Raw genomic sequence first — 24,746 nt, 5'->3', positions numbered from 1 at the left:
ATGGCAACAGAGACAGTTGCAAAACCCCGTACTAGCGTGCGGGTTCACGTCCAGAAGTTCGGGACGTTCCTGTCCGGCATGATCATGCCCAACATCGGGGCGTTCATCGCCTGGGGTCTCATCACGGCTCTCTTCATCGAGAAGGGATGGATCCCCGTCCCTGCACTCGGCGGCTTCGGGACGGACGCCGCAGGTGCGCCGTATGTGGGCCTCGTCGGCCCCATGATCAAATATCTTTTGCCTCTACTGATTGCCTACACCGGCGGCAGGATGGTCTATGACGTCCGCGGCGGCGTCGTTGGCGCCATCGGCACCATGGGCGTCATCGTCGGCGCCGGCATCCCGATGTTCATTGGCGCCATGATCATGGGTCCCCTCGGCGGCTGGACCATGAAGAAGCTCGACGCAATCTGGCACGGCAAGATCCGCCCAGGCTTCGAGATGCTGGTGAACAACTTCTCCGCCGGCATCTGGGGCGCCCTCCTTGCATTGCTTGGCTTCTATGGCATCTCCCCGCTGGTCCAGGCCTTCAGCACTGCTGCCGGCAACTTTGTCCAGTTCCTGGTGAACAACGGCCTGCTGCCGCTGACCTCCATCCTCATCGAGCCTGCCAAGGTCCTCTTCCTCAACAACGCCATCAACCACGGCGTGCTCACGCCGCTGGGCATCCAGCAGTCGCTTGCGCAGGGCAAGTCCATCCTGTTCCTGCTTGAGGCCAATCCCGGCCCGGGCTTCGGTATTCTGCTCGCCTACATGTTCTTCGGCCGTGGCGCGGCAAAGGCCTCGGCTCCCGGCGCCGCGATCATCCAATTCCTCGGCGGTATCCACGAGATCTACTTCCCGTATGTCCTGATGCGCCCGCTGCTGATCCTTGCAGCGATCGCCGGCGGCATGACGGGCATCGCCACACTCGCCGTCACCAATTCCGGCCTCGTGGCTCCGGCGGCTCCGGGATCCATCTTCGCGGTGATCGCCCAGACCTCCCGCGACAGCTACGTCGGAGTGATCCTCTCCGTGCTGCTCGCCACGACGGTCTCCTTCCTCGTTGCCTCACTGATCCTGCGGACCACCCGCCACAGTGACGAGGACGACCTCACCGCCGCCACCAGCCGCATGGAAGAAATGAAGGGCAAGAAGAGCTCCGTTTCCTCGGCTCTCACGGGTGCGGGCGCCGGTGGCACCGCCGTCCTGACGCGTCCCATCGAGAACATCGTGTTCGCGTGCGACGCCGGCATGGGCTCCAGCGCGATGGGCGCCTCCGTGCTGCGGAACAAGATCAAGGCGGCGGGTTTCCCGGACGTCAAGGTCACCAACGCGTCCATCGCGAACCTCACGGACACCTACGACGTCGTGATCACGCACCAGGACCTCACCGAACGCGCCAAGCCCGTCACGTCCAGCGCCGTCCACTACTCCGTGGACAACTTCATGAACAGCCCGCGCTATGACGAGATCGTGGAACTGGTCAAGAGCACCAACACCGAAGGAACGGCCGACGCCGTTGCTCCCGCAACCGCCGCGGCGCCCGCGGAAGCCGCCGCCCCGCCGTCGGACATCCTAGTGGCTGACAGCGTGGTCCTCAACGGCTCCGCCACAACCCGGGACGCCGCGATCGATGAGGCCGGCCAGTTGCTGCTGGCCCGCGGAGCCGTGGATAACGACTACATCCTCGCAATGCACGAGCGCGAGGAATCCGTGTCCACCTACATGGGCAGCTTCCTGGCTATCCCGCACGGCACCAACGCCGCCAAGGACCACATCATGAAGTCCGCCGTGTCCGTGATCCGCTACCCGAACGGCATCGACTGGAACGGCAAGGAGGTCAAGTTCGTGGTGGGCGTGGCCGGCATCAACAACGAACACCTCCACATCCTTTCCTCGATCGCGAAGGTCTTCACGAACAAGGCGCAGGTGGCGCAGCTTGAGGCCGCAACCTCCGTCGAGGAAGTGCTGGAGCTGTTCGGAAAGGTCAACGCATAGTGAAGGCTGTACATTTTGGAGCCGGAAACATCGGCCGCGGATTCGTCGGGCTGCTGCTGCACGAGGCCGGGTATGAGGTGGTGTTCGCGGATGTTGCGGACGCCCTGATCTCCCAGCTCGCAGCCGCGGACAGTTATGCCGTCCACGAGGTGGGGGAGAACCCCGCCGTGCGCACCGTGAACAACTTCCGGGCGGTCAACTCCGGCACCCATGAGGCGCAGCTGATCGAGGAAATCGCGACGGCGGATATTGTCACCACCGCGGTGGGGCCGCACATCCTCAAGTTCGTGGCTCCCGCGATTGCGAAGGGAATTGCCGCCCGGGCCGCAGGAAAGGCGCCGCTGCAGGTGATGGCCTGCGAGAACGCCATCAACGCCACGGACATCCTGCGCGATGCCATCGTGCAGTCCTGGGATGACGCCGCCGGGCGCCTGGATGAGGCGGCGGTGTTTGCCAACACGGCCGTGGACCGGATCGTGCCCAACCAGGAACCCGGCCAGGGGCTGGACGTCACGGTGGAGACGTTCTACGAGTGGGTCATCGACCGCACGCCTTTTGGCGGGGCCGCGCCCGTCATTCCCGGTGCCACGTTCGTGGACCAATTGGGGCCGTACATCGAGCGGAAGCTGTTCACGGTCAACACAGGCCACGCGTCCGCCGCGTACTTCGGGTACGAGGCCGGAGTCGAAAAAATCTCCGAGGCCATGGCGGACCAGGATGTGGCGGCGGACGTGCGTGCCGTGCTCGACGAAACCAAGCAGCTTCTCGTGTCCAAGCACGGCTTCAACCACGACGAACAGGAAGCCTACGTCCAGAAGATCCTGGGCCGCTTCTCCAACCCGCACCTGCCGGACACCGTGAACCGCGTGGGGCGGGCGCCGCTGCGCAAGCTCAGCCGGCATGAACGGTTCATCGGGCCGGCGGCTGAGCTGGCGGAGCGGGGGATCGTGCCGGAGGCCCTTCTCGGGGCGATCGCCGCAGCCCTGCGCTTCAACGATCCCGCCGACGCCGAGGCCGTGGAGCTCGGGCAGATCCTGTCCGCTTCCGAGCCCGTCGAAGCAACAGAGCGGATCACGGGACTGACGGCGGACCACCCGCTGTTCGCGGCCGTCTGCGGCCTGGTCGAGGAACGCAAGGCAGAGGGCGTCACCGCTCCGGCCTGACCCTTCCGCAACGCAACGCACGACGCCGGAACTCAATAAGAAGAAGCTTCTTGAGTTCCGGCGTCGTGCGTTTACGGGCTCCGCCTACCCGCCGGACCCCGGCAGGGGACTATCCTCGACAGATGGCTGATCCTGACATTTCCGAGGTTCACTTCGAGGGCCTGAGTGGGCGGATTTATGCCTCGCGCCGCCCGGCAGGCACCGCCGAAACCGGACCGCCAGCTGTCGATGGCAGACTATGCCGGTATCTGCTCATCCCGAGTCTTCGCGTTTTCTCGCCCCGTAACGCCCTGGCCCTGCAGATGGCCCGCGAAGGCAACATATGACCGTTAGCCGGGGAACGCCGGACGCGGCCCGCCAGCTGGTGCTGACCGGCCGCTTCGACGACGACTGCCGGGCAGGTCGTTTAGCTCATGGTTGCGGTGTCGATGACGAAGCGGTAGCGCACGTCCGAGGCGAGGACGCGTTCGTAGGCTTCGTTGATCTTGTCAGCCGGGATGACCTCGATCTCGGCGCCCAGCCGGTGCTCGGCGCAGAAATCGAGCATTTCCTGGGTTTCGCGGATGCCGCCGATCGCCGAACCGGCGAAGGACCGGCGCCCCATGATGAGTGCGAACGCGCTTACCGGGAGCGGTTCGGCGGGGGCGCCCACGTTCACCAGGGCGCCGTCGAGGGCTAGCAGCTGCAGGTAGGAGCTGATGTCGATCGGGGCGCTGACGGTGTTGATGATCAGGTCGAAGGTTCCGGCGAGGGCCTCGAACGTGGCGGGGTCGCTCGTGGCGTAGTAGGCGTCCGCGCCGAGGCGCAGGCCGTCTTCCATCTTCTTCAGTGACTGGGACAGGACCGTGACGTCGGCGCCCATGGCGTGGGCCTGCTTGACGGCCATGTGTCCGAGCCCGCCGAGGCCGACGACCGCCACCTTCTTTCCGGGAGCGGCGCCCCAGTGGCGCAGCGGCGAGTAGGTGGTGATGCCCGCGCAGAGCAGCGGCGCGGCGACGTCGAGGTCCAGGCTGTCCGGGATCCGTACGACGAAGTCCTCGGTCACCACTACGTGGGTGGTGTAGCCGCCCTGGGTGATGGTCCCGTCGCGGTCGACGGCGCCGTAGGTGCCGGTCATTCCCGCGAGGCAGTACTGCTCCTCGCCCTTCCGGCAGTTGGCGCATTCGCGGCAGGAGTTGACCATGCAGCCGACGCCGACGCGGTCCCCAACTTTGTGCCTGGTGACTTCGGCGCCGACTTCGGTGACGATACCGGCGATTTCATGTCCGGGGGCCAGCGGGTACTGCTGGGGACCCCAGTCGCCGCGGACGGTGTGGATGTCCGAGTGGCAGATTCCGGCGTACTTGATTTCGATCAGCACGTCCTGAGGGCCGACGTCGCGGCGCTCGATGGTGGTGGGGACGAGGTCGCCTGTGGCGGAAGGTGCGGCGTAAGCGTTAACGGTAAGCATGTTTCTCCTGTGTTCGGTGAGAGATTTTGTTTGGTTGGGTGAAGGGTTCCTTGATCGCCGCGTCGGGCGCGTTCTTCACGGGCACGTTGCCGGCCCGTACATCACTGTTGCTCGAGCGAGCTGTCCTTTCGTCATGTCTCTTATCAAGGAAACAGGAGGCAAATCCGCTGCGGGAGTCCCTGATGATCCTAGGACTGGCAGAACCCCCATGGCGCGGCGGGCGGTTATGCCTGCCGCGCGGTCCTAAGCGTCAGGCTGGCCGCTGTGGGCACGAGCAGTTCCGGCGCTCCTTAGGGTGTTTCTCCGTGCCTATCCAGCAAACCCCGTCCTGTACTTGCGGGGAAGGTCCTGTTGATACAGGTATTGACAGGCCCTCCCTGCTGCCACGGAAGGCTCCTATGGTTGAAGGCGTGGACAACCGGAATCAGATTCGCCAGTTCCTTGCCTCCAGGCGTGCCAGGATCACCCCTGGCCAGGCCGGGCTGCCCAATTACGGCGGCAGCCGGCGCGTGCCCGGCCTTCGCCGTGAGGAAGTGGCCATGCTCGCAGGGGTGAGCATCGACTACTACATCCGCCTGGAGCGGGGAAACCTGAGCGGCGTGTCCGAAAGCGTGTTGGATTCCCTGGCCCGCGCCCTGCATTTGGACGACGCCGAGCATGCCCACCTGTTCGACCTGGCAAGGGCTGCAGCGGCGTCACCGCGGCCGCGCCGCACGCCGAGGAAGCAGCAGATCAGGCCCAGCATCTAGTTCGCCCTCGACGCGATCACCGGCGCGCCGGCCTTCGTGCGCAACGGGCGCCTGGACGTCCTGGGGACGAACAGGCTCGGCCGCGCGCTGTACTCGGAGATGTACACCGATCCGGCGAGGCCGGTGAACCACGCCCGGTTCATTTTCCTTAACCCGCGCTCGCACGGCTTCTACCCGGATTGGAAGCGCGCCGCGAACGACACCGTCGCGATCCTGCGCACGGAATCGGGCCGCGACCCGTACGACCGGGCCCTGTCCGAGCTGGTGGGCGAACTCTCCATGCGCAGCGAGGAGTTCCGGACCCGGTGGGCGGCGCACAACGTGCGCCAGCACTACACGGGGCTCAAGCACTTCCACCACCCCGTCGTCGGGGACCTCCACCTGATGTACGACGGGATGGGCCTTTCCGCCGATCCCGGACTGTCACTGCTGATCTACACCGCCGAGCCCGGCTCTGCCTCCGAGGACGCGCTGCGGCTTCTGGCCAGCTGGGCGGCGACCCTTGAACAGGCTGAACAGGCTGAACAGGCCGGACCGGCCGGACCGGCCGGGCAGGCTGCGGCCGGTGTGGCGCCGCCCGCCTAGGCGGCCAGTGGGGCCGCCAAACCGGAAACCACGTGGGGCCGTCGTCTCGCCGATGAGGAATACGGCAGCAACTTACGTTGATCCCGTCCGGCCGGCGATTGTGCTGAACCGCCCCGGAACGACTCCCGCAACACAGAAGACGCCCAGGTTCCTCGGGAACCTGGGCGTCTTCCTTTTCATGCCGGGGGAGCCAAGAGCCGGTCAGGCCTTGACGGACCCCTTGGGAACAAACAGGGTTTCGGCCTGTTCCAGCGACATGCCGTTCGTCTCCGGCACCTTGTACATGACGAAGAAGAACGATGCCGCCGCAAAGAGTGCGTACATGGCGTACGTCAGCGGCAGCGAGCCTGCGGCCATCACCGGGAAGCTCAGGGTGATGGCAAAATTGGCGATCCACTGGGCGGCCGCGGCCAGGCCCAGGGCACGTGCGCGGATCCGGGACGGGAAGATCTCGCCGAGGAGCACCCACACGAGCGGTCCCCAGGACGCGCCGAAGCTGATCACGAAGATGTTGGCGGCCACGAGGGCAACGGGGCCCCAGGCACCCGGGAGGGAGATCTCGGAGCCGGTGCCGGTGGCGGAAGCGAAGGCCAGGGCCATGACGCCGAGGGAAACGGCCATTCCGACCGAGCCGGCCAGCAGGATGGGACGCCGGCCGATCCGGTCCACGAGGGCGATGGCCACGAGGGTCACCAGGATGTTGGTGACGGACGTTGCCACGGAGATGGTGAGCGAGTCCTTCTCCTGGAAGCCCACGGCCTTCCACAGCGTGGTGGAGTAGTAGAAGATCACGTTGATGCCGACGAACTGCTGCAGCACGGACAGCGTGATGCCGATCCACACCACGGCCTGCAGCCCGAACGTCTTGCCGCGGAGCGAGCCCTTCTTGCCGGCCAGCTGGTCCTCTTCGATGGCCTCGCGGATCTCGCGGAGGTGGCGGTCCGTGTCCCCGTCCGGCGCGATGGAATCGAAGACCGTGCGGGCCTCGTCTTCCTTACCCTGGAACACCAGGAATCGCGGGGACTCGGGGAGCGTGTAGGCGATCAGGCCGTAGACGACGGCCGGGACAGCGGCCGCCAGGAACATCCAGCGCCAGGCCTCGATGCCCAGCCAAAGCGGCTGGCCGGCGCCGCCGGCAGAGGTGGCGAACAGCGCATCGGACAGCAGCGCGGCGAAAATACCGGTGGTGATGGCCAGCTGTTGCAGCGAGGCGAGCCGGCCGCGTACGTGGCGCGGGGAGATCTCGGAGATATAAGCAGGTGCGATCACTGACGCCAGCCCGATGCCAAGGCCGCCCACGAGCCGCCAGAAGATCAGGTCCCAGACGCTGAACGCGAAGCCCGTGCCGATGGCGCTGACCAGGAACAGCAGCGACCCCAGCTTCATGGCGGGAATGCGGCCGTAGCGGTCGGCCACCTTGCCCGCCAGGAACGCGCCGGCGGCGCAGCCGAGCAGTGCGACGGCCACGGCGAACCCGGTGACGCCCTCGCTGAGCGCGAATTCGTCCTTCATGGCGTCGACCGCGCCGTTGACCACGGACGAGTCGAAGCCGAACAGGAAGCCGCCCACGGCGCCGGCAAGCGCCAGCCATATGACCCGTTGCGGGATCTTGGCGGTAGTTTGCGCCTTGACGGTAGACATGGTGCTCCCTGGTGTTTGGGGTTGGGTGGATGCGGTGCGGACGTCGTCGGCTGCGGATACCGGCCCAGACGGCCGGCGCACACGCGCCTAACAGTGTGCCACGTCACCGATCGAGGTTCCACTTGGGGACAGAAGACGACGACGGCGGGACGTCCCGCCGTCGTCGTCTCCCGGCCTGACGCCGGGCCGTGCCCGGCGTGAAGTCCCTAGTGGGCGGCCACGGACTCCTTGGCGACGGCCTTGGGGTCCGTCAGCTTCTTGTTCGGCAGGGCGAAGCTGATCAGGAAGGCGATGCCGGTCAGCACGGCCGCGGTGAGCATGACTGCATCGATCGACTGGGCGAATCCCTCGGTGATGGGCCGGGTGAGCACGGGGTTGGCCGAGTGCAGCCAGCTGGTGTCGTTGAGGGAATCATTGCTGGCGCCGTTCTGGAAGAACTCGTACAGCTTGGCGTTTGCGGGATCGGCGGCCACGGCGGGATCCTTGAGGACCTTGAGGTAGTCGGCGTTCTGCATGGCGTCCTTCATCCCGGTGGCGATCTTGTCCGCCGCCAGGCTGAACAGCATGGAAATGAAGACGGCGGTTCCCGCGGCGCCGCCCATGGAGCGGAAGAAGGCGGCCGAAGAGGTGCCCACGCCCATGTCCTTCGGCGGGACGGAGACCTGCATGGCCAGGGTCAGCGGCTGCATGCAGAAGCCCAGGCCCAGGCCGAAGAACACGGCGATCAGGCCGGGAACCCAGAGCCCGGTGTCCACGCCGAGCGAGAAGCCCATTACGACGGCGGCGGCGGTCAGGACCGCCGTTCCTGCGATGGGGAAGATCCGGTAGGTGCCGGACGAGGAGATGGTCCGGCCCGCGGTGATGGAGCCGGTGAGGATGCCCACGGTGAAGGTGATCATCATCAGGCCGGCCTCGGTGGGGGTGAGGCCCTTCACGAGCTGCAGGTACATGGGCAGCATGGCGATGGCGCCGAACATGCCGATGCCGATGATGAAGTTCAGCAGCGAGGACAGGCCGAAGGTGAGGTTCCCGAAAAGCCGGAGCGGAATGAGGGCGTAGTCGCCGGCGCGCTTCTCCGCCAGCAGGAACGCCGCGATGCCAACGATGCCCAGTCCGATGCACAGCAGGGAGCCTGCCGAGGTCCAGCCCCAGCTGCGGCCCTGTTCGGCCACCAGGAGCAGCGGAACGATGGCCAGCGTGATGGCCGCGGCGCCCCAGTAGTCGATCTTCTGCTTCACGTGCTTGGCGGGCAGGTGCAGGTACAGGAAGACCACAACGAGCGCGGCCAGGCCGATGGGCAGGTTGATGAAGAACACCCAGCGCCAGCCGTCGAAGCCCAGGATGTTCGCGGAGCCGGCGAAGGCGCCGCCCACCACGGGGCCCAGCACCGAGGAGATGCCGAAGACGGACATGAAGTAGCCCTGGAACTTGGCCCGGTCCTTCAGGGCGACAATGTCGCCGATGATGGTCAGCGCAAGGGCCAGCAGGCCGCCGGCGCCCATGCCCTGGATGCCGCGGGCGATGGCCAGTTCGGTCATCGAGTGCACCGAACCGGCGTACAGGGAGCCCGCCAGGAAGATCACGATCGCGGCCAGGTACAGAGGGCGCCGGCCGAAGATGTCGCTGAGCTTGCCGTAGAGCGGGGTGCTCACCGTGGACGTGATGAGGTACGCGGTGGTGGCCCACGCCTGGAGGGAAAGCCCGTCGAGGTCGTTGGCGATGGTGTAGATGGACGTGGACACGATGGTCTGGTCCAGCGAGGACAGGAACATGCCGAGCATAAGGCCCACCATCACGGTGATGGTCTGACGCTTCGTCAGGACGTCCCCGGCTGCGGGCCCGGCGGCGGTTTTGGACATGACTGCTCCATTACAAAGAAAAGGGGATCAAGCTTGATAGTTGCTTTCAGTAACTATCTTACTTTGTGATTTGTTCCCTCGGCTCGCCGAAATGTGGAATTTACTTTCAGCGCTCCACCAAAATCCCGTCCGGATCGCACCAGATCGTGGCACCTGAGCGGATGGTCACGCCGTCGATCAGCAGGTCAACGTCCGTCTCTCCGGCGCCGGCCTTCGCGCTTTTGCGCGGATTGCTGCCGAGCGCCTTGACCCCGAGCGGCAGTTCCGCGACGGCCTCGCGGTCGCGGATGGCACCGTTGATGACGACGCCGGCCCAGCCGTTTTCCACGGCGCTTGCCGCGATCATGTCCCCCATCAGGGCGGTGCGCAGCGAGCCGCTGCCGTCCACCACCAGCACGGCGCCGTTGCCGGGCGTGGCCAGGGTGGACTTGACCAGCGCGTTGTCCTCGAAGCAGCGGATGGTCCGTACCGGGCCGCTGAAGTGCGAGCGTCCGCCCAGTGACTGGAACTGCAGGGCGATGGAGTTGAGTTCCTCGCCGCGCTCGTCGTAGAGGTCGGCCGTGTTGACAGCGTCCTGGGCCGGTGCGGTCGGGGGAGTCTGTGCGGCCTCTTCGGTCTGGGACTTGCTGGCGGGCGTGGCGGTCATAGGTTCTCCTCGAGCGATTTGGCGCGGCTGCGTGAGCGCCACGCAGCTGTGTCAGGCGGGTCCGTGATGCCCACGATAGTCTGATTTCACACGATCAAAACGTTTCAGGGGGAGCCTGCCATGAGTCTGTCCGACATTCCCGGTGCAGTTCCCGATCCCGGGCTGGTAGGGGCACGATCGCCCGCGGCGCTCGCCGAACCCACGTCCCGGGTGAGGCCACTGTGGACCACAGGCGTGGTACTGGTCAACCTGGGGATTAACGCGGCGTTTTTCGGTCCCATCCAGGTGCTGCTCGGCCAGCAGGCCGAACATTTCGATGCCGGCCAGAAGGAAGCCATCCTGGCGCTCGTGACCGGCGCAGGGGCGGCCGTCTCCCTCGTGGCCAACCCCCTGTTCGGCGCCTTCAGCGACCGCACGACGTCCCGCTTCGGCCGGCGGGTGCCGTGGGTCGTGGTGGGGGCCGTCCTGGGGGCGGCCGCGCTGATAGGCCTCGCCGGTGCGCCGAATGTCGCGGTCATGACGCTGCTCTGGTGCCTCGTGCAGGCCGGCTGCAACGGCGCCTACGCTGCCATCACGGCTGCCATTCCCGACCGCGTTCCGGTGCCGCAGCGGGCCACGGTAGGCGGCCTCGCGGCGATGGGCCAAACAGTGGGCATCCTCATGGGCGCGGTGATTGCCGCCGTCGTCAGCGGAAACTTCGCCCTGGGGTACATCGTTTGCGCCGTCGCCCTTCTGGCCGGCGTGGTGATGTACCTGTTCAAGAGCGACGACGTGCCGCTCCCCGCCGGCGACAGGCCCCCGCTGAACTGGACCGATTTCCTGCGTGGCTTCATCCGGCCGTTGCGGCACCCGGACTTCGCCTGGGCATGGATCACCCGGCTGCTCGTCAATATCGGCAACCACATGGTCACCCTGTACCTGCTGTTCTTCCTCGCGGACGCTGTCCACCTGAAGGAGACCGCGGGGATGGAGCCGGCCTTCGGAGTGCTGGTGCTGACCGGGCTCTACGCCGTGTTTGTGATCATCACCAGCGTGATCGGCGGCCGGCTCAGCGACCGCATGGGCAAGCGCAAGCCCCTGGTCATAGCGTCGTCCGTGATTATTGCCCTGGCCTCATTGATCCTGGCGTTCGCGCCGACGTGGATCGGCGGCATCGTGGGCGCCAGCGTCCTGGGGATCGGCTTCGGCGCCTACCTCGCGGTGGACTTTGCGCTCATCACCCAGGTGCTGCCGCACGCCGTTGACCGCGGCAAGGACCTTGGCGTCATCAACATCGCCAACTCACTGCCGCAGGTCATCGCTCCGGCGCTGGCCTGGCCCTTCGTGACGCTCTGGGGCGGCTACGTTTCGCTCTACGTCGCCGCGGCAGTGATCGGCCTGCTGGGCGCCGTGTTCGTCGTGAAGATCAAGGGCGTGGACTAGGTCCTCCGCTCGGCAGTTCGCTGGCCTCCGGCCCGCAGCTGACCGATGCCGCCTGGGGCCGGTGCCGTATAGTTGACTCCGAATTGCGGGCGGGATCGGGATGGGGACTCTCCTGGCTGCCGCAGGAATCTCAACCTCCGGACTGATGATGCTTGAACTTAATCCAGATCTTCCGCCCATGGCCGCCCCGCCGTCCCTACCCCGACAACAGCTTCGCTACGCCCGCATCCTGGACGTCGCCGCCGGCTTTGCGCGCAAGGGCCTCAAGTCCGTAACCCTGTCCGAAGTGGCCGCGAAGGCCGACGTCCCGCTCGGCACCCTGTACCGCTACTTCCCCTCAGCCACGCATCTGATGCTGGCCCTCTACCGGCACCAGCTGAGTGAGCTCAAGGTGGGCAGCTGGCCGGGTGCGGGCACCGTCCGGATCCATGCGCTGTCCGGCGTGGTGATGGAAATCTTCCACATGCGGGTCATGCAGCCCGCCGTCGAGCAGTGCCTCAACCAGGGCGTGTACCTCAAGGACAGGGACACCACGACGCTGCTGCGGGAGATCGACACCCTGGCCGAGCGTGCCGTCACCTCCGCGAGTGGCGACGCCGCCATCTCCCGCGTCCTGCTGCTGACGGTCACCGGTCTAGTCCAGTCAGTCCGCTGCCGCCGCTTATCGCTGTTCGAGGCGGAAGAGGACCTGAAGAAGGCCTGCTCCCTGCTGGTGCCGCGTCCCCGTTCGATGCGCCACACAGCGTAACCGGTCTAGACCACTACCCCTTCCGGAACGCCAAATTCGGTGAAATAGGCCACAGAAACACCCAAAAATCCGCTGCAGCACGTCAAATGGCGTGCAAGTGGCCAAACAGGCCGTTCCGCAGTGTTTACCATTGCAGGACCGGAGTGGCTAGCAACCCGTACCAGCGGGCTTCCGGACGGACCCCGCCACCCTTTGGGCCGTCAGGGAAGCGCGCACCTGACCATCTTGAGCCTCCAATGCTTGAGCCCACTGTGCCGTGCGCCCACGGCTAGCCCAGGAGACAACGACGTGTCCACTGAAACGATTGCCCCCACCGACAACTCCGCGGCCGAAGCGCTGACGGACCAGGAAATCTTCGCGGCCCACGAGGGCGGCAAGCTCTCCATCGCCAGCACCGTCCCGCTCGCCAACAAGCGCGATCTCTCCATCGCGTACACCCCGGGCGTCGCCCAGGTCAGCCGCGCGATCCACGCCGACCCGAAGCTTGCCAAAACCCACACCTGGGCCCAGCGCCTGGTGGCTGTTGTCAGCGACGGCACCGCCGTCCTGGGCCTCGGGAACATCGGCGCCAGCGCCTCCCTCCCGGTCATGGAGGGCAAGTCCGCCCTGTTCAAGGCGTTCGGCGAGCTGGACTCCATCCCCCTGGTCCTCAACACCACGGATGTGGACGAGATCGTGGAGACCCTCGTCAGGCTGCGTCCCAGCTTCGGCGCCGTCAACCTCGAGGACATCTCGGCCCCGCGCTGCTTCGAGCTGGAGGAAAAGCTCATCGAGGCCCTGGACTGCCCCGTCATGCACGATGACCAGCACGGCACCGCCGTCGTGGTTCTTGCCGCCTTGACCGGAGCCGCCAAGGTCACCGGGCGCGAGCTCGAAGGCCTGCGCGTCGTGGTCTCGGGCGCCGGGGCCGCCGGCATCGCCGTCGCCGAGATCCTGCTCACCGCAGGCATCAGCGACGTCGTGCTGCTGGACTCCCGCGGCGTGATCAACGCCGAACGCCCGGACATCGCCGCCGATCCCGCCAGCAAGAAGGCCCAGATGGCGCAGCGCAGCAACCCCCGCAGCATCGCGGGCGGCCCTGCCGAGGCCCTGCTCGGCGCAGACGTTTTCGTCGGCGTCTCGTCCTCCAAGCTGGCCGAGGAACACCTGAAGCTGATGAACCACAGCTCCATCGTGTTCGCGCTGTCCAACCCGGACCCCGAAGTGCTGCCCGAGGTGGCCGCCAAGTACGCTGCCGTGGTTGCCACGGGCCGCAGCGACTTCCCGAACCAGATCAACAACGTCCTTGCCTTCCCGGGCATCTTCCGCGGCGCACTCGACGCCGGAGCACGCCGGATCACGCCGGCCATGAAGCTCGCCGCAGCACGCGCCATCGCCGCCCTGGCCGAGGACGGACTGTCAGCGGACTACATCGTGCCCAGCCCGCTGGATCCGCGGGTGGCGCCGGCCGTCACGGCCGCCGTTGCCGCCGCGGCAGCGGAAGACGGAGCCTGAGGGGCGGCAGCCTGAGAGCCGCTGACCCTTACGGCAGCTGAGACGGCTGACTGAAGCCCGACGGCAGTGCCTCCCGTGCTGGGGAGGCACCGCCGTCGTCGTTCCCGGAACGGACGGCCGGCGCCGCGCTGCCTCACCGCCGGCCCGCGGAACCCCGGGCTGGAACCCTAGACTGGGGGAATGAACGCCCAGACCGTAGTGACCGTCCTGTGCGGCCTGGCCATCCTCGTGGGCGTGGCCGGCACCGTCATCCCGGTGCTGCCCGGCAGCTTCCTGATCGGTCTGGGCCTGCTGGCCTGGGCCATCTGGGGCGGCGAAGGCACCACCGGCTGGGTGGTTTTCACCATCGGCATGATTTTCGTGCTGGCCGGCATGGCTGCCAGCGCGGTGCTCGCCGGCCGGAAACTCAGGCGGCACAGGATCCCCAACCGGAGCGTCGCGGCCGGCATCGTGCTGGGCATCGCGGGAATGTTCGTCATTCCCGTGGTGGGCCTGTTCGTTGGCTTCGCCGCCGGGCTCCTGCTCAGCGAACTCCACCGCACCCGCGACTTCCGCACCGCCCTGACCACCAGCTGGGCGGCGCTCAAAGCCACCGGCCTGGGCATCCTCGCGGAGTTCGGGCTGGCCTGCCTTGCCGCCAGCACCTGGGTCATCGGCGTGTGGGTGGCCGCGGCTTCGGGCTAGTTTCTCCTGGCTATTAGCATGGAGGAATGACCGCGGGGCAGATTCCAGGACCGATCTACCGCGACACCCGCGACCTCACGCCGTTCGGCGGCGGTCAGGTCCGCACCCCGGTGAAGGAAATTGCCGACGGCGTCGGCGGGCTGCTCCACGGCGTGCTTGGCGGCAGGGACTCCGCCCGGATCAGTGTGGACGGCAGCGTCCCCAGGCTCAGGATCCTCCCAGGCAAGGCCGCCAGGGCCGTCTACGACGCCATCTTCGCCAGCACCGACCCCAACCGGCTGATCGCCGCCGCCCGCGAATACCCCGGCTGGGCGGGCCTGTGCTACGTGATGGCCGGGCTGCTCGCCCACAAACAGGGCGGCTACCTGCGAGCCGTGGAGCTGCTGCAGCGCGGCCTCAGCATCAGGAACGACGACGACGCGAACCAGTTCGCGGCCAGCTACCTGACCCGCGTGGTCACCCGGGTGGAAGTCGCCGAGCGCGTCGAAGTCCCGGTGCTGTTCAGCGAGGAGTCGGTGTTCCTGGCCCTGTCGCATTCCCTGCGCGAGACGGGCCAGACGGTCGCTGCGCTGGAAGCGCTCTCCATGCTGCCGCCGTCGTTGCCCACCGCACTCGCGAAGTGCGCGCTGGCCTACACCCTCGGGCGGGACCAGGAGGTTGTGGTCTGGACGGAAGGGCTGCTCAACGCAGATGACCTCTCCGCCGCCCTGCTGCTGGTCCGGGCGCGTTCGCTGCGCCGGCTCGGCGCCCACGAGCACGCGCAGCGGGCGCTGAAGGAGGTCCTGCGGCGGCGCAAAACCAGCATGGCGCTGCGCAACGACGCCCTGACCGACAGGGCCCTGCTCGTGCTGGATAACGGCCGCAAGTCCCTGAACCCGCGGGACTGGCGGCGCCGGCGTGCCGAGCTCGAGACGTTCGAGGTCATCCGCAAGGATGTCGAGGAGCGCCGGCTGTGGGAGCAGGAGTGGAAGGAACTGGACGGGGACTGACGCTGGTGCCGGTCCCGTGGCCCTTGTGAGCGGCGGTCCGCCGGAGTAGAACGGACAAATGACCGACGCAATCAGCAGCTGGGTGGAGGGCTACATCCGGGCCTGGACCTCCAACGCGGCCGACGACATCCGGGCACTGTTCACCGAGGATGCCGTCTACGCCACCCACCCGTATGACCCGGACGCCTGGCGCGGACGCGAACAGATCGTGGAAAAGTGGATCGCCTCCGCGGACAAGCCCGGGGACTGGAGATTCGAGTGGTCCGTCCTGGGAACCGACGGCGATCTCGCTTTCGTGCAGGGGCGCACCACCTACCTCGATGACAGGCCGAGCTACGAGAACCTTTGGGTGATCAGGCTTGGCCCGGGCGGACGGGCAAGCGCCTTCACCGAGTGGTTCATGGAGCGCAAGACCTGAGCTGGCCCGGGCTAGGCCAGGCCCGCGATGAGGGGGAGAAGCTGTTCGGAGAGCAGCACCGCGCCGAGGCCCACCATGATGATCCCGCTGGCCAGCGTCACCTTGCGCGCGGCGCCGGGCCGGGACTGCAGAAGCTTCCGCGACAGCAAGGCCACGCACGTGTAGACGACGGCTGCCAGCAGCACGAACGTCAGCCCGAGCAGTCCCGACTGCACCGGCACGGGCAGCGGCGCCTCGGCGCTGACGAACTGCGGCACGAGCGCCACGTAGAAGAGCAGGCCCTTGGGGTTGATTCCGCTGGTCCCCATTCCCTGGAGGAAGGTCCGGAGCTGGTTCTGCCCGGGGTTGTCGACGGCAGCCGCTGCGGTGAAGCTCGCACCCCGCCAGGACCTGATGGTGGCGGTTCCGAGCCAGAGCAGGTAGGCGGCTCCGGCAACGGTGATCCAGCCCAGGACCCCCGGCATGCCGGCCAGGAGGGCGGCCAGGCCCGCCACCATGAGGGCGGTGTGAAGGACGTAGCCGCTGCACAGGCCGGCCACCGCGGGCACAAAGCTGCGGCGCCCCAGGCCCGCCGTGATGGAGTAGGCCCAGTCCACTCCGGGCGTGCAGGCGAGGACGGCGGCGACCACCACGAACGCTAGGAAAAGCTGAAGATTCACGGCGGGCTCCTGACTGACGGTTACAGGAAAAGCCTAGGCAAATTGCCGCCATAAGTGTTCACTGTTTTCGCGCAGATCGCCGCTGCGGGAGTAAGATATTTGCGTGATCGACCATATCGACAGAAATATTTTGCGCTACCTCAAAGAGGACGGGCGGATGACTGCCACGGCCCTCGCCGCGAAGGTGGGCCTGACCGTGGCGCCGTGCCACCGCCGGCTCCGGGACCTCGAGTCGTCCGGCGTGATCCGCGGCTATAAAGCGGACATCGACCCGGCCGCCGTCGGGCTCGGTTTTGAGGCGATAGTCTTCGTGACGCTGCGGCAGGTGGACCGGCCCACCATGGAGATCTTCGAGAACCGCGTGGCCGGGAACCCCAACATCGTGGAGGCCCAGCGGCTGTTCGGCTCCCCGGACTACCTGCTGAAGGTGATTGCCGCGGACCTTCCGTCGTACCAGCGCTTCTACGACAGCGAACTGACGTCCCTCCCGGGCGTGGAACGGCTGACCTCGACGCTGGTGATGAAGAACCTGAAGTCGAACGCCGGCCCGCCCGTCTGAGCGGCCTCGTCTGAACCGCCCTCTCTGGACGCGGCCCTTCTGGGCAAGGAGCTGGGTAATGGAGTGCGGCCGGCCGCGGGAAGGTGACTTCCGCGGCCGGCCCGTTGTTGTCAGCCCCGGGCTCAGCGGGGATTCAGGACAACGTTCTGGAGGGCGCCCGTCCCCGTGCCCGTGTGGAGCCAGAGCGTCCCGTCGGCCGACGTGGAGAGGACGTTCGGGTTGGCTGTTCCGGCGAACCGGCCCACGCTGGCCAGGGACTGGAAGACGTCCCAGCCGGTGCCGAGCTGCTTGCGGGCGAGGAAGCCGGAGGCTCCGTTGCCGGGGTAGAGCCAGAGGTTGCCGTCCGCGGTACGGGCCATGATGTCGGCCTTCCCGTCACCGTTGAAGTCATTCGCCGCAATCACCTGGTCGAAGATGCCCCAGCCGGAGCCGATCTCCTTGCGTGCCAGGAAGCCGCCGGTTCCGTTGCCCGGATACAGCCAGAGCTTGCCGTCCTCGGACTGGCCGATGACGTCGTTGCGCCCGTCGCCGGAGAAGTCGCCTGGTGCCAGCATCCGCGTGAAAATACTCCAACCGCTGCCGATCTTCTTCGGGGCCAGGAAGGTTCCCTTCCCGTCGGTCGGGTAGAGCCAGAACGAGCCGTCCGCCTGCCGGGCTACGAGGTCCGGGCCGCCGGCGCCGTTGAAGTTGCCCGCCGAGAGCACCTGGTCGAAGCCCTGCCAGCCGCTGCCGATCTGGCGGGCGGCACGGAACCCGCCGGAACCGTTTCCGGAGTAGAGCCTCAACGCGCCGTCGGCGGAACGGGCCAGGACATCCGGCTTGCCGTCGCCATCGAAGTCGCCGGCCTCCCAGACCTGGCTGAACGCGTTCCAGCCGAAGCCGATCTTCAGCTTGACCGCGAAGCCGCCGCCCCCGTTTCCGGGGTACGCCGTCAGGGCGCCGGTCTTGCTGGCAACCAGGACGTCGGTGAGGCCGTCGGCGGTGAAGTCGTGGCCGCCCATCAGGTCGGCTGCGGCGTTCCAGCCGGTCGCCAGGGTGGTGCGGGCCAGGAACCCGCCCGTTCCGGTGCCCGGGTAGAGGTAGACGGTGCCGTCGCTGCTCCGTGCCAGCAGGCCGGGGGCTCCGTCGGTGAGTCCGCCGGCCGCTGCCAGGGCAGTGAATCCCTGCCAGCCGGACCCCACCTGCTTCGCCGGCAGGAAGCCGCCGGTCCCGTTGCCCGGGTAGAGCCACAATGATCCGTCGGTGCGCATGCCGATCAGGTCGCGGCGCCCGTCGCCGTCGAAATCGCCGGCCGCAATGATGCGCTTGAAGATGTCCCAGCCGGACCCGATCTGCTTCCGTGCCTGGAAGCCGCCGGTGCCGGTGCCGGGATACAGCCACAGGGCGCCGCCGGATGACCGTGCAATGAGGTCAACCCGGCCGTCACCGTTGAAGTCGCCGTCGCCCAGGACCGTGTTGAAGGCACTCCACCCGATGCCGATCCTGACCGGTGCACCCAGCTTGTTTCCGGCCTGGCCGGCGAGCAGAAGCAGTGAACCGTCGGCTTCCCGTGAGATGGCATCCGCGCGGCCGTCACCGTTGAAGTCGCCTGCCGAGAACTGGATCTTGGTGTGCAGCGCGAGGTCCGCGTCGATCGTTACGGTGGCTGAAGTGGCCGTGACGGTGTTGATGGTCACGCGCGTCCCGGCGTGGGTGGTGAAGGTGCGGCCGGCCTGCCAGGCGTGGTTGGGGCTGTAGTAGCCGCTGAACGGAATGGTGGAAGGCATCAGCGTTAGGGAGGAGGCAGGAGTTGCCCCGCCGCGCTGGATGATCTTGACGCCCCGGTTGCCGGCTGATCCCGAGGCGAGGTAATTGTCGTACCCGGCAGGCTGCCTCAGTTCAAGGTAGTAAACCTCCCTGCTGACGGGGTCCGTGAACTTGACCGCGCGGCCGGCGAGGGTGCCTCCCCACGGCCTGAGCGTGTAGCTTTTCACGCCGGCAGCCACTCCGAGATCGCGGATTTCGTTGCCAAGGCCGAGGCCCCTCCAGTCCCAGAAGGGCGAGCTGATCACCGGCATGCTCGGGTGCGATGCGCCCATGAGGTCGGTGGTGTCGCCGTATTCACGGATGTAGCAGGAGGAATCAGTGAACTGTCCGCTGCTGGTGGTGCCGACGTCGGAGGCGCCGCTGTTGCACTGCAGCGCGTCGGCATGCATGGACCCCAGAACGTGACCGAACTCGTGGGCGATCACGCTGTTGGTATAGCTGCTGATCTGGGGCATCAGCACGCGCCCGCTGTTGCCGTTGCTGCTGTAGCCGGCGCCCAGGGCACCGGAGGAGAGTGTGGGGGTCGGGACGAAGACGACAAGGGCGGTGTTCGCGCTGTAGCTCCACTTCAGTTCCCTGGTAATCGTGTTGATGACGTCGTAGTAGGACTGCGTTGATTTGGCGGCGGACAGGAAGCCCGTGGTGCGGCTGGTAACGGTCATGGAGATGCGGCCGTTGGACATCGCCTTCCAGTAGTTGCTGGAGGCTGCGACGGCCTGCTCGGCCGAGGCCAGGGGAACGGTGTTCCTGTTGTCAGCCAGCTTGGCAATCACCAGCTTGACCTTGATGGGCGCCGAGGCCGCCGCCCCGGCCTCCGTCTGGAGGGCGAGTCCCGTGGGAAGCCCGTCCATGGGCACCCCGGGGGCGGACTCGAACATGTGATCCCCGTGCGGCGTCCCCTCGACGAACTGCGCAGCAGGACCGTCCACTGCCGGGTCCGCCGCCGCCAGCGACGGGCTGGCCGGGAGGGCGACGAGTCCGGCGGCGAGAACCAGCAGGCCGGTCGCAGAGGCGATTGAACGGGAAATTAGGCGCATGGAGTTCCTTATTGAGACCGAACCCTGGCGGAGACCTTGGGGTGGAGTGCACAACGGCTGACTGCGAGGAGCGCTAGCCGATGCAGGATCAGGCTACAGTCGGCACCGCAGGACGGCCGGCAGAATATCCGCAGTTTTCTCCAATGATTTGCGCAAGATCGGCGTGGCGCCCGGATTGTCGCCCGTTAGTCGCCTAGAAGCCCCGTAGTCCGGTACGGAATCACTTCGCGCAGGAACATGCTCGTGGACGTCCGCACAATCCCCGGGCACAGCCGGATCTCCTCGGAAACCCGGTACAGGTCATCCGGGCTGGTGGCCACCACGCGGATCAGGAGGTCAGTGTCGCCGGCCGGGGCATGGCACTCCAGCACCTCCGGGATCTCGCGGAGGGCCGCAATGGCCTCGTTGAGGTGGCTCTGGTCCAGCTCAGCGCTCACCGCTGCCGCCACGCCGCGCCCAAGGGCGGCGGGAAGCACACGGCTGCTGTTGGGACGGAGCGCGCCAGACGCCGTCATCCGCTCCAGGCGCGACTGAACCGTTCCGCGGGCCAGGCCTAGGCGCTGGGCGAGCACCATGATGGGGAGCCGCGGATCGTCGTCGAGGGCGGCGAGGATCCGCCGGTCGGTGGCGTCGAGCTGCTGCAATCTGATCACTTCCTGGGTATCGAGGGATCTGGAGTTGGTCAGATTGACCATCCAAGGCAAGGTCCGTTGCGCCAACTGTAGGACTTCTGGTCAAATTGTGGCAACAAGGGAAGCGGCCACCGCCAACGCCCGCAGGCTACAGGACCCCGGCACACCACCCGGCCCCTGGACCACGCTTCCCGCAAGGAGGCCGCCGCTGATTGACACTTGTTCACGCATCGTCTTTCCGCAAGCAGTGCCATGTTTCGAAGGATGGAGCTCCGGGGACGGAGCCCCGAAGCCCGGAGCCGGCACGGCAAGAGCCCCTGAGCCACCGACCCCCGGTTATCCGCCGGAGTGCGCGGTAGCTGAGGGGCTCTTGTGTTGTTCGGCATAGGCTGGAGGGCATGACCAGCGCTGGCCGTTTCGCCCCCAGCCCGTCCGGTGAGCTGCACGTCGGAAACCTCCGGACGGCCCTCCTTGCGTGGCTCTTCGCCCGTTCCACCGGCCGGCGGTTCCTGCTGCGCGTAGAGGACCTCGACCGCGCCCGCGCCGGCGCGGAGGCTGAGCAGCTCCGCGATCTGGCGGCCCTCGGCGTGACCTGGGACGGCGCCGTCGTACGCCAGACCGACCGTGAACCGCTCTACACGGCAGCGATCACCGAGCTCGCGGCGGCCGGGCTCACGTACGAGTGCTTCTGCACCCGCCGGGAGATCCAGGAGGCGCCGTCCGCGCCGCATGCGCCGCAGGGCGCCTACCCGGGGACCTGCCGGGAGCTGTCGACGGCGGAACTCGAGTTCAAGCGGTCCGCCCGTCCCGCTGCCATCCGGCTGCGTTCCACGGTGGCGGAATGGCCGGTTCAGGACACTCTGCACGGGGCCTACACGGGGGTGGTTGACGACTTCGTGCTGCGCCGCAACGACGGCGTGACGGCGTACAACCTGGCCGTGGTGGTGGACGATGCCGATCAAGGCATAGACCAGGTGGTCCGCGGCGACGACCTCCTGCCGTCCACGCCGAGGCAGGCATATCTTGCCTCCCTCCTGCATATGCCGGTTCCGGAATATGCCCATGTTCCGCTGGTGGTGAACTCCGACGGCGCGCGGCTGGCGAAGCGCGACGGCGCGGTGACGCTGGGGGACCTGGCCGCTGTCGGGATTCCCGCTGGCGCCGTCCGCCGCATGATCCTGGAATCGCTGGGGCTGCCCGGCGAGTCCCTGGAGTCGGCGCTCGAAGCATTCGATCCCGCGGCCCTGCCGCGGGAGCCGTGGGTGTGGCCGGGCGTGTAGTTGGTGGCGGTGTACTTGGTGGCGGTGGGTACGCTGAATGCATGCCAGAACAAGGATCGCCGGAAGCACGCTTCACTGTAGAGACCGCCAAGGTCCTTGCCGAAGTGGCGCACAACCGCCAGAAGGACAAGCTCAAGCGCCCGTACCGTGAGCACGTTATCGCGGTCGGTGATGCGCTGGCCGATTTCGACGACGACATCCGGATCGCCGGCTACCTCCACGACATCGCCGAGGACACGCCCATGACACGGCAGGCGCTGCTGGACATGGGCGTTTCGGAGCGGGCGGTGGGCATCATCGAGCGGGTCACCAAGCGGCTGCATGACAACCCGGACGACTACGAGGCCGGCATCCGTTTTATCGCCGAGGACCATGACGCCACCCTGGTGAAGATCGCCGACAACGCGCACAATTCCCTGCCGGAACGGGTGAAGGCCCTGGCGGAGAAATGGCCGGACAAGCCGCCGGTGACGCGCTATGCCGACGCTCGTCCGGTGCTGTACGCCGCCGTTCCCGAGGAGGAGATCCGGAAGATCCTGGCGAGGGTGAACCCTTGGCTACTCGAGGAGCTGGACGACCGCCTGGACGAGGCGGACGACACCGACTACGAGAATCTCGCCTACGAAGATGCCCCGCAGGACGAGCCTGTCGAGACCCCCGAGCCGGACGGCGCACCCAGGGACTAGCCGTGCTCGCCTACGTCCTCACCCGGTACGGAGCGGCAGACGCCATGGAGTTCCGGGACGTCCCCGAACCGCATCCAGGACCCGGTGAGGTGCGGATCCGGGTGGCCGCCGCCGGGCTCAATCCTGTCGACTACAAGCTGCGCCAGGGAAAGCTGCGGGCCATCAGCCGACACCGGCTTCCCATCATTGCCGGCTGCGAAGTGGCCGGAACGGTGGACGCCGTGGGCCCCGGAACGAGCGGGTTCGAACTTGGGGACCGCGTTTATGCGCGCGTGGACAAGGCCACCCTCGGCGCCTTTGCAGAGCTTGTGTGCGTTCAGCAGGGGCACGTCGCCGCCATGCCGGTGTCGCTGGGGTTCGCCGAAGCGGCGGGACTGCCCTTGGCCGGCCTTACGGCACTTCAGGCCCTGCGCGACGAACTCGCCGTCGGGAAAGGCACCAGGCTCTTCATTGCCGGTGGCGCGGGCGGCGTGGGAACGCTGGCGATCCAGCTGGCTAAGCACTTCGGTGCTGAGGTAACCACCACGGCGTCTGCCCGCGGGGATGAACTGGTGCGGAGACTGGGTGCGGACCGGGTGATCGACTACACCCGGAACCGCATTGACGACGAACTTCAGGACTATGACGCCGTGCTGGACCTGGTGGGCGGCGACGCGCTGAAGCAGTCTTTCCGGATCCTCAAGCCGGGAGGCATGGTGGTGTCGATCGCCGGAGTCCCCGAGCCGCTGACCGCGCGGAAGGACCTGGCCGCTCCCGGCTGGGTCGCGGCGCTCTTCTGGGCCATCAGCCTTCCGATCCGGTTGCGGGCCAGGCGGGCACGCGCAGGCTACCGCTACCTCTTCATGCATCCCAGCGCGGATGACCTGCGCTTCCTCGCCGCACTGGTCGATGACGGGGCGCTTCAGCCTGTCGTTGACAGCGAGTATCCGTTCGGCAGCATCGCCGACGCCTTCGCCGCCCTGGAGCGGGGGCGTGCCAAGGGCAAAATCGTGGTCATTCTGCCGGCCGCGCCCCGGTAGCCCCGCGTTCCAAGTGCTCCAATGCCGCGCCCAGCCGCTCCGTGCCGCGGCGCTCATCAATGACGATCGATGCGCCAAGAGCCGCGACAATCACCATCAGGCAGACGGGCACGGAAACCCCGGCTTCGGCGAGGGCAACGGTGCCGGCCAGCACCACCAGCACTCCGGCGGCGACGGCAATGACGGTGCGGTCCGCGCAGATCATGACGCTGAACAGCCAAGTCAGGGAGAGTTTGAACAGCGCTACGGGTACCGCAATGCTGGCCACCGCCACGGCGGCGCTGATGTGCGCCTCATGGTCGATGTAGTAGGCGGCCACATGCAGTCCGGCGCCCGTCGCGGCGATGGCAGCGAAGATCGGCATGTGCCCGTAGCCGAAGAAGAACGAGCGGTGCCGCTGAAGGTGCAGGGCCTGGCCGGCGGGCAGGATGAAGTAGATCCACCACATGCTGAAGGCCAGCGCTGTCCCGCCGAACCCCACCAGCGCCGCATCGACGCTCCAGCCATGGTTGGCCACGATGGCGCGGAGGGTTTCGATCGCGCCGATCAGGCATTCGCCGAGGGCGATGATGGCGAGCAGCCCGTAGCGCTCGGCGATGTGGTGCGCGTGCCACGGGGTCCGCATTGAGCGCTCGGCGACGTAGGGCGTAGCCATTTCCAGCACGTAGAGGGGGACGATCATCATGATGGTCGTCGGTAGGTCGGCCTGAATGATCAGCACCGCGATCCAGCCGAGCTGCACCACACCAAGATAGGTTGCGTAGCGCAGGCAAGTCTGGCGGCGGGCTGGGTCCTGCCGCCCCGCGCGCAGCCACTGGAACACCAGGGCAAGGCGCATGATCACGTAGCCGCCCACGATCACGGCGTTGTCCACATGGTCGCCCTCCACCAACGAGTGGAACAGCGGCTCGATCCCCATGGCGAGAATGAGCACGCCAAGCAGCTGGATCATCGTGACCACCCGGAAGACCCAGTCGTCGGTGTCGTAGGCGCTGGCAAACCAGGTGAAGTTGATCCAGGCCCAGATCACGGCGAACATCGCGAAGGAGAAGCCCAGCAGCCCGGCACCGAAATGGGCTTCGGCGATCTCGTGGGCGAACTGGCTTCCCGCCACTCCGAAGGCAATGACAAACGTCAGGTCGAAGAACAGCTCCAACGGGGTGGCGGCACGGTGCTTTTCATGCGGGTCGCGGCCGCCCATGCGGGCCACGGCATGCCGGAGGGGATTGTTGGACATGGC

21 protein-coding genes and 1 pseudogene are annotated in these 24,746 nt (G+C 67.0%); 14 read left to right on the top strand and 8 right to left on the bottom strand.

The annotated features are described in order from the left end of the window. The 3 genes from ASG92_RS00690 to ASG92_RS29105 all read left to right on the top strand — a co-directional run bounded on the left by ASG92_RS00690 (position 1) and on the right by ASG92_RS29105 (position 3,469). Entirely contained in the window at positions 1-1,980 is a 1,980-nt protein-coding gene (locus ASG92_RS00690; RefSeq protein ID WP_056622956.1) for a PTS mannitol transporter subunit IICBA, read from the top strand. Continuing rightward, a complete protein-coding gene (locus ASG92_RS00685) occupies positions 1,980-3,143 on the top strand; it encodes a mannitol-1-phosphate 5-dehydrogenase (protein ID WP_056622954.1) in 1,164 nt (387 codons plus the stop codon). Before ASG92_RS00690 ends, ASG92_RS00685 begins: the two co-directional genes overlap by 1 nt. 122 nt (positions 3,144-3,265) lie before the next feature. Continuing rightward, positions 3,266-3,469 (top strand): hypothetical protein, encoded by a 204-nt coding sequence (locus tag ASG92_RS29105; RefSeq protein WP_200951845.1) that lies wholly within the window; start codon positions 3,266-3,268, stop codon positions 3,467-3,469. 80 nt (positions 3,470-3,549) lie between these two features. Here ASG92_RS29105 and ASG92_RS00680 read toward each other — a convergent pair whose 3' ends face one another. Continuing rightward, on the bottom strand, positions 3,550-4,593 hold the full coding sequence (locus tag ASG92_RS00680; protein ID WP_056622951.1) for an NAD(P)-dependent alcohol dehydrogenase: 1,044 nt from the start codon (positions 4,591-4,593) through the stop codon (positions 3,550-3,552). A gap of 410 nt (positions 4,594-5,003) precedes the next feature. On the opposite strand from ASG92_RS00680, the pseudogene ASG92_RS00675 reads away from it, so the two are divergent. Beyond that, positions 5,004-5,927 (top strand): annotated as a pseudogene (locus ASG92_RS00675) (helix-turn-helix transcriptional regulator). 201 nt (positions 5,928-6,128) lie between these two features. Here ASG92_RS00675 and ASG92_RS00670 read toward each other — a convergent pair. The 3 genes from ASG92_RS00670 to rraA form a co-directional block, all read right to left on the bottom strand. Then, positions 6,129-7,649 carry a sugar porter family MFS transporter gene (locus ASG92_RS00670; protein WP_277307395.1) on the bottom strand — a complete coding sequence of 507 codons (1,521 nt, stop codon included), beginning with the start codon at positions 7,647-7,649 and terminating at the stop codon, positions 6,129-6,131. Between the two features lie 125 nt (positions 7,650-7,774). Next, the gene (locus tag ASG92_RS00665) at positions 7,775-9,427 is read right to left on the bottom strand and encodes an MDR family MFS transporter (protein ID WP_056622947.1); all 1,653 of its coding nucleotides are present in this window, start codon (positions 9,425-9,427) and stop codon (positions 7,775-7,777) included. A 106-nt stretch (positions 9,428-9,533) separates the two neighbouring features. Beyond that, the gene (gene rraA / locus ASG92_RS00660; protein ID WP_082579224.1) at positions 9,534-10,073 is read right to left on the bottom strand and encodes a ribonuclease E activity regulator RraA; all 540 of its coding nucleotides are present in this window, start codon (positions 10,071-10,073) and stop codon (positions 9,534-9,536) included. 120 nt (positions 10,074-10,193) lie between these two features. Between rraA and ASG92_RS00655 the strand changes: the two genes are divergently transcribed. From ASG92_RS00655 to ASG92_RS00630, 6 genes are all read left to right on the top strand, one after another. After that, entirely contained in the window at positions 10,194-11,495 is a 1,302-nt protein-coding gene (locus tag ASG92_RS00655) for an MFS transporter (RefSeq protein WP_056622944.1), read from the top strand. A 148-nt stretch (positions 11,496-11,643) separates the two neighbouring features. Next, on the top strand, positions 11,644-12,243 hold the full coding sequence (locus tag ASG92_RS00650; RefSeq protein ID WP_056623842.1) for a TetR/AcrR family transcriptional regulator: 600 nt from the start codon (positions 11,644-11,646) through the stop codon (positions 12,241-12,243). A 288-nt stretch (positions 12,244-12,531) separates the two neighbouring features. Continuing rightward, positions 12,532-13,737, top strand: coding sequence for a malic enzyme-like NAD(P)-binding protein (locus ASG92_RS00645; RefSeq protein WP_056622941.1), 1,206 nt, complete (start codon positions 12,532-12,534; stop codon positions 13,735-13,737). Between the two features lie 180 nt (positions 13,738-13,917). Then, a complete protein-coding gene (locus ASG92_RS00640; protein ID WP_056622938.1) occupies positions 13,918-14,421 on the top strand; it encodes a DUF456 domain-containing protein in 504 nt (167 codons plus the stop codon). Between the two features lie 26 nt (positions 14,422-14,447). Beyond that, on the top strand, positions 14,448-15,410 hold the full coding sequence (locus ASG92_RS00635) for a hypothetical protein (RefSeq protein ID WP_056622933.1): 963 nt from the start codon (positions 14,448-14,450) through the stop codon (positions 15,408-15,410). Between the two features lie 58 nt (positions 15,411-15,468). Further along, on the top strand, positions 15,469-15,828 hold the full coding sequence (locus ASG92_RS00630; RefSeq protein WP_056622931.1) for a nuclear transport factor 2 family protein: 360 nt from the start codon (positions 15,469-15,471) through the stop codon (positions 15,826-15,828). 11 nt (positions 15,829-15,839) lie between these two features. On the opposite strand, the gene ASG92_RS00625 is transcribed toward ASG92_RS00630, so the two are convergent. Next, the gene (locus tag ASG92_RS00625; protein WP_056622928.1) at positions 15,840-16,487 is read right to left on the bottom strand and encodes a LysE family translocator; all 648 of its coding nucleotides are present in this window, start codon (positions 16,485-16,487) and stop codon (positions 15,840-15,842) included. A 103-nt stretch (positions 16,488-16,590) separates the two neighbouring features. On the opposite strand from ASG92_RS00625, the gene ASG92_RS00620 reads away from it, so the two are divergent. Continuing rightward, complete coding sequence (locus ASG92_RS00620) at positions 16,591-17,046, top strand: Lrp/AsnC family transcriptional regulator (protein ID WP_078028295.1); 456 nt, start codon at positions 16,591-16,593, stop codon at positions 17,044-17,046. Positions 17,047-17,168: 122 nt separating this feature from the next. Here ASG92_RS00620 and ASG92_RS00615 read toward each other — a convergent pair whose 3' ends face one another. Both ASG92_RS00615 and ASG92_RS00610 read right to left on the bottom strand, forming a co-directional pair. Continuing rightward, positions 17,169-19,889 carry an FG-GAP-like repeat-containing protein gene (locus ASG92_RS00615; protein WP_056622925.1) on the bottom strand — a complete coding sequence of 907 codons (2,721 nt, stop codon included), beginning with the start codon at positions 19,887-19,889 and terminating at the stop codon, positions 17,169-17,171. A 185-nt stretch (positions 19,890-20,074) separates the two neighbouring features. Further along, a complete protein-coding gene (locus ASG92_RS00610; RefSeq protein ID WP_200951844.1) occupies positions 20,075-20,584 on the bottom strand; it encodes an Lrp/AsnC family transcriptional regulator in 510 nt (169 codons plus the stop codon). Between the two features lie 335 nt (positions 20,585-20,919). Between ASG92_RS00610 and gluQRS the strand changes: the two genes are divergently transcribed. The 3 genes from gluQRS to ASG92_RS00595 are packed head-to-tail and all read left to right on the top strand — an operon-like array spanning position 20,920 to position 23,506. Then, on the top strand, positions 20,920-21,801 hold the full coding sequence (gluQRS, locus tag ASG92_RS00605; RefSeq protein WP_056622922.1) for a tRNA glutamyl-Q(34) synthetase GluQRS: 882 nt from the start codon (positions 20,920-20,922) through the stop codon (positions 21,799-21,801). Between the two features lie 41 nt (positions 21,802-21,842). After that, positions 21,843-22,487, top strand: coding sequence for an HD domain-containing protein (locus tag ASG92_RS00600; protein WP_056622919.1), 645 nt, complete (start codon positions 21,843-21,845; stop codon positions 22,485-22,487). A 2-nt stretch (positions 22,488-22,489) separates the two neighbouring features. Next, positions 22,490-23,506, top strand: a complete 1,017-nt coding sequence (locus ASG92_RS00595; protein ID WP_056622917.1) for an NADP-dependent oxidoreductase — start codon at positions 22,490-22,492, stop codon at positions 23,504-23,506. Here the strand turns inward: ASG92_RS00595 and ASG92_RS00590 are convergent. Continuing rightward, positions 23,481-24,743 carry a low temperature requirement protein A gene (locus tag ASG92_RS00590; protein WP_056622914.1) on the bottom strand — a complete coding sequence of 421 codons (1,263 nt, stop codon included), beginning with the start codon at positions 24,741-24,743 and terminating at the stop codon, positions 23,481-23,483. The two genes, ASG92_RS00595 and ASG92_RS00590, sit on opposite strands and share 26 nt — an antisense overlap. Between the last annotated feature and the right edge of the window lie 3 nt (positions 24,744-24,746).

It is taken from the genome of Arthrobacter sp. Soil736, assembly GCF_001428005.1.
Lineage (GTDB): Bacteria > Actinomycetota > Actinomycetes > Actinomycetales > Micrococcaceae > Arthrobacter.
The sequence above is the reverse complement of the archived record's forward strand: the minus strand, read 5'-3'. Positions and strand labels throughout refer to the sequence as shown.